Source organism: Arthrobacter sp. SRS-W-1-2016 (assembly GCF_002009585.1).
GTDB classification, from domain to species: domain Bacteria; phylum Actinomycetota; class Actinomycetes; order Actinomycetales; family Micrococcaceae; genus Arthrobacter; species Arthrobacter bambusae_A.
This window is the reverse complement of the sequence record NZ_MTPV01000020.1, coordinates 60,912-73,089: the sequence shown is the minus strand read 5'-3', so window position 1 is coordinate 73,089 and position 12,178 is coordinate 60,912. Positions and strand designations below refer to the sequence as shown.

Here is a 12,178-nt window from a genome sequence, read left to right as displayed (position 1 = left end):
TGTCCTGTGGGACCGGCCTGCGGCTGGCTAGGCTGGAATCACGAGTAATCCCGGGCATGTCTCCCAAGAACGCCCGACGGGGATGCAAGGTGCTATCGAGGTGGTAATGATGCTGCTGTCCGTTCTGCAGGCCAACGCTGTTGTCTTGGACGTCGACGCCAATCTGAAGACGCTCGATGCGGCGGCACAGCGTGCTGCCGCGGCCGGGGCATCTTTGTTGCTGACCCCGGAGCTCTTCCCAGTCGGGTATGCGCCGCTGAGGCTCCACGCGGAGCTCGATCCAGCGGTTATCCCGGGCATCCGAGGGCGTCTGGCGGACATTGCGCGATCACGGGCCATCGGGCTCGTTTACAGCCTTCCCGCACCAGCTGCCGACGGCGGCTGGCATATCTCCGCCACTCTTCTCGACGCGCACGGAACCGTGCTCCTGGACTACGACAAAGTGCACCTCTTCGGCGAGGAGGAGCGAAAGGCGTTCTCAGCCGCCCAAGCAGCTCCCGGCGTCGTGGACTTCAACGGGGTCAAGACGTCGCTCCTGATTTGCTACGACGTCGAGTTTCCCGAAAGCGTCCGCGCTGCGGCCAGGCGCGGCGCTGAACTCCTGCTGGTCCCTACCGCCCTGTCCGCGGGCTTCGACGCCGTGCCGCAGGTCCTGATCCGGGCACGGGCCCTGGAGAGTCAACTGAACGTGGCCTACGCAAACCACAGCGGCCACGAGGACGGCTGTGACTTCCTTGGCGGAAGCGTGGTGGCCGGTCCGGACGGTTCATTGCTCGCTGCCGCCGGGGATGGTGCGGCATTGCTGTTCGCCGAGATCTCCACCGAAAGCGTGAAGGCGGCTCGGGAGCAGGTGCCCTACCTGCGCGAACGCCGCCCGGAGCTGTACCGCGAGTGGGAAGACTCCGCTCCACAAGGTTGAGGGTTGGTGATCCCGCGCTGGCGGCACTTGTCCAGGGCAACGCAGGAGCGCTGGACCTGGTGATGGAGTTGTCGTCAATTTTCATCGCGGATCCATAACAAAAATGAGAGTTGCGTCTCGATTGCCTCCGATAGAAGGTAGAGTAGGGCGGGTGGGGACCATAAAAAATTCGCTCAAACAGGAACGACGCATTTTGTTTACTGTATGGGCTGTCGCTGTTGTCGCGGGCGTGATTGGAGGCCCTTTTCTTGCCACGGTAACGGGCCAGCCCGTCTGGGTATTTCTCGGTCTGTTAGTCCTGGCGGTCCTATTGGGCTTTTGGCATAGCAGTTTTCGCCGGCGCTCGCAGAGACCCGGATAAGGAAACCGCAGCGAGGGAAGGTTCTCAACAGCTATTGCGGAGCCTAGGATGCGATCTGTTGCTTCAATAGGCGTCCCCTCCGCCCACCAAGCCGTCCGTGTACTGGAGCGCGATCCAAAGCTCCGCCCGCACCTGGGCAAGGTTCAGGTCGGCGTCGAGCAGTTCGGCGAGCAGGCCGATCTGGCGGCGCACGCTGTTGCGGTGCAGTCCCAGCAGTTTGGCGGAGGCGTCCCAGCTGCCGTTTTCGCTGAGCCAGCCCCGGAGTACCGCTAAGAGGGGATCGCGCCGATCGGCTTCTAAAGCGAGTACCGGTTCAAGGAGCCTCGCGGCAAGCATGGATCCGGCCTCGCGTCCCAGGAGTCCCGTAACGGACCAGGTCACCTCGTCGACGCGGGCGCTCCGTCCGCTGGACTGGACCCGGGATCGCAGCGATGTTACGCGTTGGTGCGCTGCGGCGAGGCCGGTCAGTTCCGTCGGCTCTCCGATGACGAGCCGCCAGCCGAGCTTTTCGACGTCCGCCAGGAGCGAGTCGTCCACCTTCAAACGAGTGATGGCAGCGAATCCGTAATCGGTGATTTCCACCAGTTTGGTGTCGAAGAGGCGACGCCACTGCAGTAGCTCGCGCACCGGGCTGTCGCCGGCAGGCCACTCAGGCGAGTCCACCTTGATGCCTTGGACCACGCGCAGGGGAGCGGATCGCGTAGAGGACAGGCTCTGGGCGAGGAGGTCCTTGAGCCCGTTGACGTGCCGGGTCCCGCCGGTGGCAAGGGTTTCAGGGTGCAAAAGCAACGCCGTCGCCAATTGGCTCGGCGCGAGCGAGCCGCTGGTCCGTTGGCGGACGAGCAACTCCAGCAACCCCACGACGGACTGCACCACGCTGTTCTGGGCGGGAGTCAGCGCGGCGTCCGAGCCCAGGATCAGGGCGCCCAGGTTGGCGTCCTTGGTGCTCCGGAGCGGATGGCCGAAAACCATCTCCGATCCCGGCTGCTCAAAGCCGTCCACCTCTACCCGCGGCCCGCTGCCGGAAAGGAGCCGTTCGAGCATGGGCTCCAGCAATGAATGCTCGACGCCGGTGCTGCCGCCGGCAGCGTGGGCACGCGCACGCACCCGCCCATCCGCTCCGACGAGAAGTGCCCAGACGGGCACCTTCTGGACCAACGCGGCAAGCAGCTCGTGTTCCGGTCTGGGGGAGAGGACCGCCCGCATGAGTTGCCGGTTGGTGTCCGCGAGCTGGCGGAAGACCTTCGCGTTATCGGACTCCAGGAGCTGGGAGAACTCAAGGCCGATCGCGGCGAACGGGATGGACTCCGGGATCTCGATCAAAGTGAGCTTATGCCGCCGGCACGCCTTGAGTAGCTCGGCCGGGACGGCGTCGAAATACGGCCTGATCCCGAACCCCAGCGCCGCCACCTTGGCCCCCACCAGCCGTTTCACATACGCGTCGACATTGTCGCTGGACCCGCCCTCTCCCAGGAAGGGGAGTCCCGCGGTCAGCAGGAACTCCCCGTCCGGCAGGTAGGGCGTGGGATCGTCCAGTTCGCTGGGTTCAACCCAGCGCAGCAACTCCCCGCCGCTGCCGCCGTCGTGGAGTATCTCCAACTCGGGCGGCAGCTGCTTCAGGAACTGCTCAAGCGTGACGAAACTCAGGCGGCTGGGGCTTGGCTCAGGAGACATCGCTCGCGGCCTCCTGGTAATCGGGGCACTCGTAGGCGCTGGACTCATACACACGCGGGAGTCGTGGTGCGATCCGGTTGATGATCTCGTCACCGTGGCTTCCGATGGCGGCGCCCCAATCGTCGGCGCTCGCAGCCCCTCCGGCCGGATCGCCGAACAGGACCGCTGTGTCGCCGACCTCGATCCCGGAAGCATCCGGGCCGAGGTCCACCATGAACTGGTCCATGCACACCTTGCCGATCACGGGGACTTTCCGTCCGGCGATCTGGACCAGGCTCCGGCCGCTGACGCCCTTGGGGATGCCGTCGGCGTAACCGAGGGGGATGAGGCCGAGATAACGCGGCTCGTGCGTGATGGCCTGATGTTCGTAGCTGACGCCGGTCCCCGCCGGGACCTTCTTGACCATGACGAGCGGCGCCGTCACGCTCAAAGCGGGGCGCAGCCCGAAGTCGGCGGGATCCAGGTGGTCGGCGGGGGCCAAGCCGTAGATCGCCAGTCCGGCGCGGACCATGTCGAAATGGAATTCGGGCCGGTCCAGGATGTTTGCCGAGCTCGACACGTGCCGCAGCTGCGGGTCCAGTCCGGCGGCGCGGGCTTCGTCAACGGCGTCTTCGAACCCGGCCACGGCTGCAGCGTTTCCGGGGTGGGCGGGAACGTCGGCCCAGGCCAGATGGGTCCAGATGCCGCGAACCAGAACCGTGCCGTCCTGCTCCGCCTTGCGAGCCTGGGCCACGAGTTCGGACCAGTCTTCCTTGCGAGCGCCGCCGCGGCTGAGGCCGCTGTCCAGTTCCAGGTGCACGACGGCGGGGCGGCCCAATTGCCTCGCGATCCCGGCCAGGACCTCAAGTTGAGCGACGCTCCCAAGAGAAACGTCGACGTCGTACTCCAGTGCTTCCCGGATGGTCGCGCTGGTCTGGGATGCCAGATATAGCCAGGACAGGACCGGCGCCGTGATGCCCGCCTTGCGCAAGGTGATCGCTTCGCTCAATTGGGCGGTTCCCAACCAATCAGCTCCTGCCGCCACCGCCGTGCGGGCCACCTCCACGAGGCCGTGACCGTAGCCGTTCCCCTTGACGACGGCCATGAAATGCGGCGCGGCAGTGCGCTTTTTGAGGGCTTTGATGTTGTCTGAAATCGCAGACAGATCAACGCTGACCTGCCCGGAGAGCGCCGCTTCCGGCGTCGTTTCTGATTGTGCAATACGTCTCATGGTTGATCACTATAGGTCATTTTGCACCGCCGTGAGAGCTGGCTCACAGGCTTACGGTTGTCAGGGGAATCCGCCAACTACTCTGAAGGGACGTCAACGGTGACTGTGCCTACCTCCACCCAGACGAAGCCAACGCACGCCACGAATACGGACGCCGGCCACGCCGCCCTCCGCCCGGGGCTCGGTTCGCAGCTGCTGCGCCGCAAGCCGATCGGGCAGATGGTCAGCGAGGCCGGAAGCAGCAAGAGCGGTACGCCGTTGGTCCGCAGCTTCGGCGTCCTCCAGCTCACGATGATCAGTGTCGGCGCGACCCTCGGCACCGGCATCCTGGTGATCCTGGGTGAATCCGTGCCGCTGGCCGGGCCCGCAGTCTGGATCTCCTTCGTGGTGGCAGGCCTTGCCGCCTTGTTCTCAGCCGTGTCCTACGCGGAGATGGCGGGCCTCGTGCCCGTTGCCGGATCCAGCTACTCCTACTCCTACGCCACGATGGGCGAGGGCATGGCCTGGATCTGTGGTTGGTGCCTCGTCCTCGAATACGCGGTCTCCGTCGCAGCCGTCGCCGTCGGTGCGGGGCAATACGTGAACGAAACCCTCTCCGCGTTCGGGCAAGTCCTGCCGGATGCGATGTCGCAACCACCGGGCAGCGGCGGTGTGGTCAACATACCGGCCATGCTGATCGTCGTCCTCGCGATGATCCTGCTGGTGCGCGGGGCCAAGGAAAGCGCCTGGATCAACACCGCGATCGTGACCATCAAGATCGTCATCCTGTTGTTCTTCTGTGCCGTTGCCTTCACCGCATTCAACGCCGGCAACTTCGAACCCCTCATGCCCATGGGTGCCGCAGGCGTCTCTGCCGCCGCCTCCCGGGTATTCTTCTCCTACATCGGCTTCGACGCAGCCTCCACCGCTGGCGAAGAGGCACGCAACCCCAAGCGTGACCTGCCCCGGGCCATCCTGCTCTCCATGGTGATCGTGACCAGCATCTACGTCCTGGTAGCCGTGGCCGCCATCGGCGCCCGTCCCTGGGAATGGTTCGGAGGCACCGAGGCAGCACTCGTCCAGATCCTCGAGGAAACCACCCACCAGCCCTGGATCGCGCTCGTCTTCTCCATCGGAGCCGTGCTCGCCATCGCCAGCATCGTTCTGACCGTGCTCTACGGCCAGACCCGCATCCTGCTCTCCATGTCCCGCGACGGACTGGTCCCGGAGGTCTTCGGCCGGATCTCCCCGCGCACCGGCACCCCGGTGGCCGGAACGCTCATCGTGGGCACCGCCGTCGCACTCACCGCGGGACTCGTCCCGCTCGGTGCGCTGGCCGACGCCACCAGCATCGGCACCCTCTTCGCGTTCGCGCTCGTCAACGTCGCCGTCATCTACCTGCGGCGCAACCGCCCGGAGCTCACGCGCAGCTTCCGCGTCCCGCTCTACCCAATCACCCCCGTCCTCGGCACGCTGATGTGCGCCTACCTCATGGCCAACCTGGGTGCTGACACCTGGGTGGTGTTCGGTGGCTGGATGCTGGTGGGCATTGCCCTCTACTTCGGCTACGGACGCCGGAACTCCAAGGTAGCGGCGCTCAGCGAAGAGGAATACCGTGAACTATCCGCAAGGGTCGCCGACCCGGAAACTGTGAAGGCAGAACTTTCATGACCATCGCCACCGAATTGCCCACGGAACCCACACCCCGCGGTGACACCGGGATTACCCAAGCAACGCCGGCCGACGCTCCCATCACGATGCTGAACCCGGACTTCCCGTTCAGCTACGACCACTACCTGGCCCACCCGGACGGCCTGGCGGTTGTTCCGCCAGAGCTGTACGGCACGGAGGTCGCGGTGATCGGTGCCGGCTTGTCGGGACTGGTCACGGCCTACGAGCTCATGAAGCTCGGGCTGCGCCCCGTTGTCTATGAGGCTGACCAGATCGGCGGACGGTTGCGCACCGCGAGCTTTCCTTCCGCCCCCGGCGTGGTGGCAGACCTCGGCGGCATGCGCTTCCCGGTGTCCGGAAAGGCGTTCTACCACTACGTGGATCTCCTCGGCCTGGACACCCAGGAATTCCCCAACCCGCTCGCTCCCGCAACATCGAGCACCGTGATCGAGCTGGCAGGACAGAAGCATTACGCCGCCACCTCCGCTGACCTTCCGGAGTTCTTCCACGAGGTTGCCGCAGCCTGGAAGGCAGCCGTGAATGACGGCGCCGCGTTCCAGGAAATGCAGGAGGCGATCCGGGCCCGCGACACCACGCGAATCAAGGAGCTATGGAATGAGCTGCTCCCGCTCCTCGACGAACAGACCTTCTACGGCTTCATCGCCGCGAGCACGTCCTTCAAGGAGGCCGGATTCGCGCACCGCGAGGCGTTCGGCCAGGTAGGTTTCGGCACAGGCGGCTGGGACACCGACTTCCCCAACTCCATCCTCGAAATCCTGCGCGTCGTCTACACCGACGCCGATGACCAGCACCGCCTCATTACCGGTGGAGCGCAACGGCTCCCCGAGGCACTCTGGCACCACGCGCCGTCGGGCATGGCCCACTGGCCCGAGGGCACCTCGCTCGCATCGCTGCATTCCGGCTCCCCACGCGGAGCCGTGGACCGCATCGAACGAGGCAGCGTTGACGGCGACCTCATGGTGCGCGAACGTTGGGGCCGCGAAACCGGGTACCCCGCCGTCGTGACCACCTGCCAGTCCTGGCTGCTGTCCACGCGCATCCACACCCAGGAATCGTTGTTCCCCTCGGAACTGTGGACCGCGATCGAGCGCTCGCACTACATGCAGTCTTCCAAGACGTTCGTTATGGTGGACCGGCCGTTCTGGAAGGACATCGACCCCGAAACGGGCCGCGAGGTGTTGTCCATGACATTGACCGACCGGCTCAACCGGGCAACGTACCTGCTCGACGACGGTCCGGACAAGCCTGCCGTCATCCTCCTGTCCTACACGTGGAACGACGACGCCCTGAAGTGGCTCTCGCTCAGCGCCGAAGAACGCGTCAAGCTCATGCTGCACTCGCTTGAGCAGATCTACCCGGGTGTGGACATTGCGAGCCACATCGTTGGCCAGCCCATCACCGTTTCCTGGGAAGCCGACCCCAACTTCATGGGCGCCTTCAAGGCCAACCTGCCCGGCCATTACCGCTACCAGCAGCGCTTGTTCACGCACTTCAAGCAGGACAAGCTGCCGGAAAGCCAGCGGGGCATCTTCCTGGCTGGCGACGACGTCTCGTTCACCGCAGGCTGGGCCGAAGGCGCCGTCACCACGGGACTGAACGCCGTGTGGGGCGTGGTGAACCACCTCGGCGGTTCGTCCGTGGCAGGCAACCCCGGTCCCGGCGACGTGTTGGACGAGCTGGGGCCAATAAGCCTGGACTAGCCCTGTGCGTGCATCCCGCGGTGCGCCGCCGCCAGCTCCCGGTAGTGCGCCGCGTTGTGCTTCACGCCGTCGAGCTCTTCTTCGCTCAGTTCGCGGCGCACCTTGGCGGGCACGCCGGCAACCAGGGATCGGGGCGGGATGACGGTTCCCTCAAGCACGACGGCGCCGGCGGCCACCAGCGAACCGGTACCGATGACGGCGCCGTTCAGGATGGTGGCGCTCATGCCGATGAGGCAGTCGTCCTCCACGGTGCATCCGTGGACGACGGCGCTGTGGCCGACGCTGACGCGCTCGCCGACGGTGCACGGGAAACCCGGGTCGGCGTGCAGGACCACATTGTCCTGGAGGTTCGAGCCGGCGCCGACGCTGATGGCAGCGGTGTCGGCACGGACCGACACACCATAGAAGGCGCTCGAGTCCGCGCCGAGGGTGGCCTTGCCGATGATGGAAGCCGTGGGTGCCACGAAGGCAGTGTCATGGATGGCCGGGGTATCCCCGGCAAACGTGTAAATGGGAGCCATGGGGCAAGCCTAGATGACGGCGTCCGGTCCACCCATCCCAACTGGGTCGCATTTGTTGTCGTTATGAGCACTGAAAACGACAACAAATGCGAGTCAGTTGGGTGGGCCGGAAGGAGTACGGAGGACCAGGAACTGGTAGTGCTGGGTCAACTGGCCCGCGCCGGGTCCGGACTCGGCTCCCGTGCCCTCGGGCCAGGTCTCGAAGTGCTCGACGTCGCCGTGCGCGCCAAAGATGCGTCGCACGGCGTCGTCGCTCCGCCGGCTGAAGAACCGCCGCGGCTCGTCTTGGTCCTCGGGGTTGAGGACTTCTTCATCGTCGCCGGACCAGAGCCCGACGGCGATTGGCGCACCAGCCGCGCTGACCCGCACGAGTTCACGGACGACGTCGTGGATTTCCGCGTTGGGGACGTGCAGGAGGGTGCCCATGGTCCACACGGCCGGGAAAGTGGCATCGGCGAACGGCAGGGACCGGCCGCTGGCAACGCTGGCGTCGAGCCCTTTGGCGCGGGCGGACTGGATGCTCTCCTCGGACAGGTCAACTCCCGTGTAATGCAGTCCCGCCCGCACGAAATCCAAACCTTCGACGCCTGTGCCGCAGCCAAGTTCGAACAGAGAGTGCCTGTGTTCGTCCTTGAGCAGGCGAATGAACCAATCGCGGCATTCCGTCCGATGCGGGGTCATAGGCCCGGTCCCGTCCATGGTCCCAGCGTAGAACACCCAACTAGCTCGCAGTAGGTGTCGTTATGAGGCGTCAAAACGACGTTAAATGCGAGTCAGTTGGGTGGGAGAGCGTTAGTTGAACACCACCGTGCGGGTGCCGTCGAGCAGGACGCGGTGTTCGGCGTGCCACTGCACGGCCTGGGCGAGCGTGCGGCCTTCGACGTCGCGGCCCATCTGCACGAATTGCTCGGCCGTGCGGGCGTGGTCCACCCGGATGACTTCCTGCTCGATGATCGGACCCTCGTCGAGGTCCGCCGTGACGTAATGCGCAGTTGCGCCGATGATCTTCACTCCCCGGGCATGCGCCTGGTGGTAGGGCTTGGCGCCCTTGAAGGACGGCAGGAAGGAGTGATGGATGTTGATGGCCTTGCCGTTGAGCTCGGTGCAGAGCTCGTTGGAGAGGACCTGCATGTACCGCGCCAGGACGGTCAGCTCGATGCCGTGCTCGTGGATGAGTTCGAGCAGCTTCGCCTCGGCCCGGGGTTTGGTGTCCGGGGTGACCGGGATGTGGTGGAAGGGGATCCCGTAGAACTCCGCCAGGCCTTCGAGGTCCCGGTGGTTCGACACGATGGCCGGTACCTCGATGGGGAGGGTTCCGGTGCGTTGCTGGAAGAGCAGGTCGTTGAGGCAGTGTGCGTCCTTCGAACCCAGGATCAGGGTACGGACTTTCTGGCCCACCGGGTTGATCTGCCACTTCATGCCGAATGCTTGGGCCACCGGGGCCAGCGCCGAACTCAGCTCGGCCTCGGTCGAGGACGTGGTGGCTTCCACCCGCATGAAAAAGTTTCCCGTGCTGGGGCTGCCGTATTGCTGGGAATCGGCGATGTTGCAGCCTGCCTCCAACAAGGCGCCTGCAACGGCGTGCACAATTCCGGGCCGGTCCGGGCAGGACAGGGTTACAACAAAAGACGTAGGCAGGGTGGATTCAGTCACACGATCAAGCCTACCGTGGCGCACCTGTTGTACTGTTTAAGTCGTCGCGACTGGCGTTGGGTGGTGTACCACCAGGGAGCGGCACTGATGAAGACCACGGATCGTACGCCTGGGCCGAGGGTCACGTTTTACCGTCGCTCTGCCACGCCCCGTAATCAAAGGCATGGAAAAAACCCAGCCGGTAGCCTGACCTGTAGAAATACCCGTTGCCTATCCAGGAGATCTTCGTGACCACCTCCACCATCACCTCCGCGACCATCAGCAACCAGCCGCTCGCCGAGCTCGACCCCGAGATCGCCGCGGTTCTGGAACAGGAACTCGGCCGCCAGCGCGGCACCCTGGAAATGATCGCTTCCGAGAACTTTGCGCCCCGCGCCGTCATGGAGGCCCAGGGCTCCGTCCTGACCAACAAGTACGCTGAAGGCTACCCGGGCCGCCGCTACTACGGTGGCTGCGAATACGTGGACATCGCCGAGCAACTGGCCATCGACCGCGTGAAGGCCCTCTTCGGCGCAGAGTATGCCAACGTGCAGCCGCACTCCGGCGCGCAGGCCAACGCAGCAGCCCTGTCCGCCATGATCACTCCCGGCGACAAGATCCTCGGCCTTTCGCTCGCCCACGGCGGCCACCTGACCCACGGCATGAAGCTCAACTTCTCCGGAAAGCTCTACAACGTAGCTGCATACCAGGTTGAAGAAGACACCTTCCGCGTGGACATGGACAAGCTCCGCGAACAGGCCATTGCCGAGAAGCCCCAGGTCATCATCGCCGGCTGGTCCGCTTACCCGCGCCACCTCGACTTCGCAGCCTTCCGTTCCATCGCCGACGAGGTCGGCGCGCTCCTCTGGACGGACATGGCCCACTTCGCGGGCCTCGTCGCAGCAGGGCTGCACCCGAGCCCGGTGCCGCACTCCGACGTCGTTACCTCCACGGTGCACAAGACGCTCTCCGGCCCCCGCTCCGGCGTGATCCTCGCCAAGCAGGAATGGGCGAAGAAGCTCAACTCCAACGTGTTCCCGGGCCAGCAGGGCGGCCCGCTCATGCACGTGATCGCCGCGAAGGCTGTTGCCTTCAAGATCGCTGCAGGCGAGGAATTCAAGGAGCGCCAGGAGCGCGTCCTCGAAGGTGCCAAGATCATCGCCGATCGCCTCAACCAGGCCGACGTCGCCGAAGCCGGCGTTTCCGTGTTGACCGGAGGCACCGACGTGCACTTGGTCCTCGTGGACCTGCGCAACTCGCAGCTGGACGGCCAGCAGGCCGAAGACCTCCTGCACTCGGTGGGCATCACCGTCAACCGCAACGCCGTTCCGTTCGACCCGCGTCCGCCGATGGTCACGTCCGGCCTGCGCATCGGTACCCCGGCCCTGGCTACCCGCGGCTTCGGTGCCACCGAATTCACCGAGGTTGCCGAGATCATCGCTTCGGCGCTGAAGGCAGGCTCCGCCACCGATGTTGAAGCGCTCCAGGCCCGCGTCGACAAGCTCGCCGCAGACTTCCCGCTGTACCCGCAGCACGAGCAGTGGTGAACCCGTCCATGGCGCAGACCGCGAAGATCCTTGACGGCAAGGCCGCCGCAGCCGCCATCAAGTCTGAGCTGACTGAGCGCGTCGCTGCCCTGAGGGCCCGCGGCGTAACTCCGGGCATTGCCACCGTGCTCGTAGGTGCGGACCCTGCCTCGCAGCTCTACGTGTCCATGAAGCACAAGCAGTCTGTGGAGATCGGGATGAACTCGATCCAGCGTGAGCTTCCGGCGGACGCCACCCAGGCCCAGGTTGAGGCCCTCATCGACGAACTCAATGGGGACCCCGCCTGCCACGGTTACATCGTGCAGTTGCCGCTGCCCAAGCACCTGGACACAGACGCAATCCTTGAGCGGATCGACCCCGCCAAGGATGCCGACGGCCTGCACCCGACCAACCTGGGCCGGCTGGTGCTCAACGTCAACGGAGAGATCACCTCGCCGTTGCCGTGCACGCCCCGCGGCGTCATCGAGCTTCTGGAGCGCAACGGCTACAGCCTGGCCGGCAAGCACGTAGTGGTGGTCGGGCGCGGCGTCACGATCGGCCGATCGATCGGCCTGCTGCTCACGCGGCGGGCCGTGAACGCCACTGTGACACTCACGCACACCGGCACGAAGAACCTCTCGGAGTTGCTGCGGCTGGCGGACGTGATTGTGGGCGCTGCGGGTGCCAAGCACATCGTCAAGCCTGCGGACGTGAAGCCCGGCGCGGCCGTGCTCGACGTCGGTGTCACCCGTGAAACCGACCCCGAGACGGGCAAGAGCAAGGTCCACGGCGATATCGATCCCGCTGTTGCCGAGGTGGCCGGGTGGATTTCGCCGAACCCCGGCGGCGTGGGTCCCATGACCGTGGCGCTGCTCATGACCAACGTGGTCGAAGCCGCGGAACGCCAATTGGCAGCGGGAAGCGTCTCCGGCGTCGCCTGATATTGCTTCCCACCAGCGCGTAG

The 12,178-nt window shown here is 65.3% G+C and carries 10 protein-coding genes; 5 read left to right on the top strand and 5 right to left on the bottom strand.

Going from position 1 to position 12,178, the window contains the following annotated elements:
• Positions 1-106: 106 nt before the first annotated feature.
• Entirely contained in the window at positions 107-919 is an 813-nt protein-coding gene (locus tag BMF89_RS05175; protein ID WP_139359546.1) for a nitrilase-related carbon-nitrogen hydrolase, read from the top strand.
• 424 nt (positions 920-1,343) lie between these two features.
• Here BMF89_RS05175 and BMF89_RS05170 read toward each other — a convergent pair whose 3' ends face one another.
• The gene (locus BMF89_RS05170) at positions 1,344-2,954 is read right to left on the bottom strand and encodes a PucR family transcriptional regulator (protein ID WP_078106007.1); all 1,611 of its coding nucleotides are present in this window, start codon (positions 2,952-2,954) and stop codon (positions 1,344-1,346) included.
• Positions 2,944-4,164 carry an alanine racemase gene (alr, locus tag BMF89_RS05165; protein ID WP_078106006.1) on the bottom strand — a complete coding sequence of 407 codons (1,221 nt, stop codon included), beginning with the start codon at positions 4,162-4,164 and terminating at the stop codon, positions 2,944-2,946. The genes BMF89_RS05170 and alr overlap by 11 nt, the downstream gene beginning before the upstream one ends.
• 219 nt (positions 4,165-4,383) lie before the next feature.
• Between alr and BMF89_RS05160 the strand changes: the two genes are divergently transcribed.
• Positions 4,384-5,814 (top strand): amino acid permease, encoded by a 1,431-nt coding sequence (locus BMF89_RS05160; RefSeq protein ID WP_171983404.1) that lies wholly within the window; start codon positions 4,384-4,386, stop codon positions 5,812-5,814.
• A gap of 86 nt (positions 5,815-5,900) precedes the next feature.
• A complete protein-coding gene (locus tag BMF89_RS05155) occupies positions 5,901-7,535 on the top strand; it encodes an NAD(P)/FAD-dependent oxidoreductase (protein ID WP_078106029.1) in 1,635 nt (544 codons plus the stop codon).
• Here BMF89_RS05155 and BMF89_RS05150 read toward each other — a convergent pair.
• From BMF89_RS05150 to purU, 3 genes are all read right to left on the bottom strand, one after another.
• Positions 7,532-8,056, bottom strand: a complete 525-nt coding sequence (locus BMF89_RS05150) for a gamma carbonic anhydrase family protein (protein ID WP_078106004.1) — start codon at positions 8,054-8,056, stop codon at positions 7,532-7,534. The genes BMF89_RS05155 and BMF89_RS05150 overlap by 4 nt on opposite strands.
• Positions 8,057-8,149: 93 nt before the next feature.
• The gene (locus tag BMF89_RS05145; protein ID WP_253190710.1) at positions 8,150-8,737 is read right to left on the bottom strand and encodes a class I SAM-dependent methyltransferase; all 588 of its coding nucleotides are present in this window, start codon (positions 8,735-8,737) and stop codon (positions 8,150-8,152) included.
• 111 nt (positions 8,738-8,848) lie between these two features.
• Positions 8,849-9,709 (bottom strand): formyltetrahydrofolate deformylase, encoded by an 861-nt coding sequence (purU, locus tag BMF89_RS05140; RefSeq protein WP_078106002.1) that lies wholly within the window; start codon positions 9,707-9,709, stop codon positions 8,849-8,851.
• A gap of 227 nt (positions 9,710-9,936) precedes the next feature.
• Between purU and glyA the strand changes: the two genes are divergently transcribed.
• Together glyA and BMF89_RS05130 are read left to right on the top strand one after the other, a co-directional pair.
• A complete protein-coding gene (gene glyA / locus BMF89_RS05135) occupies positions 9,937-11,235 on the top strand; it encodes a serine hydroxymethyltransferase (protein ID WP_078106001.1) in 1,299 nt (432 codons plus the stop codon).
• An 8-nt stretch (positions 11,236-11,243) separates the two neighbouring features.
• Entirely contained in the window at positions 11,244-12,155 is a 912-nt protein-coding gene (locus BMF89_RS05130; protein WP_078106000.1) for a bifunctional methylenetetrahydrofolate dehydrogenase/methenyltetrahydrofolate cyclohydrolase, read from the top strand.
• Positions 12,156-12,178: the final 23 nt, after the last annotated feature.

What these genes read in the sequence shown, in the direction of transcription:
- BMF89_RS05175 (WP_139359546.1), top strand. Translation starts at nt 107, where the DNA reads ATGATGCTGCTGTCCGTTCTGCAGGCCAACGCTGTTGTCTTGGACGTC.
- BMF89_RS05170 (WP_078106007.1), bottom strand. Translation starts at nt 2,954, where the DNA reads ATGTCTCCTGAGCCAAGCCCCAGCCGCCTGAGTTTCGTCACGCTTGAG.
- alr (WP_078106006.1), bottom strand. Translation starts at nt 4,164, where the DNA reads ATGAGACGTATTGCACAATCAGAAACGACGCCGGAAGCGGCGCTCTCC.
- BMF89_RS05160 (WP_171983404.1), top strand. Translation starts at nt 4,384, where the DNA reads ATGGTCAGCGAGGCCGGAAGCAGCAAGAGCGGTACGCCGTTGGTCCGC.
- BMF89_RS05155 (WP_078106029.1), top strand. Translation starts at nt 5,901, where the DNA reads ATGCTGAACCCGGACTTCCCGTTCAGCTACGACCACTACCTGGCCCAC.
- BMF89_RS05150 (WP_078106004.1), bottom strand. Translation starts at nt 8,056, where the DNA reads ATGGCTCCCATTTACACGTTTGCCGGGGATACCCCGGCCATCCATGAC.
- BMF89_RS05145 (WP_253190710.1), bottom strand. Translation starts at nt 8,737, where the DNA reads ATGACCCCGCATCGGACGGAATGCCGCGATTGGTTCATTCGCCTGCTC.
- BMF89_RS05130 (WP_078106000.1), top strand. Translation starts at nt 11,244, where the DNA reads ATGGCGCAGACCGCGAAGATCCTTGACGGCAAGGCCGCCGCAGCCGCC.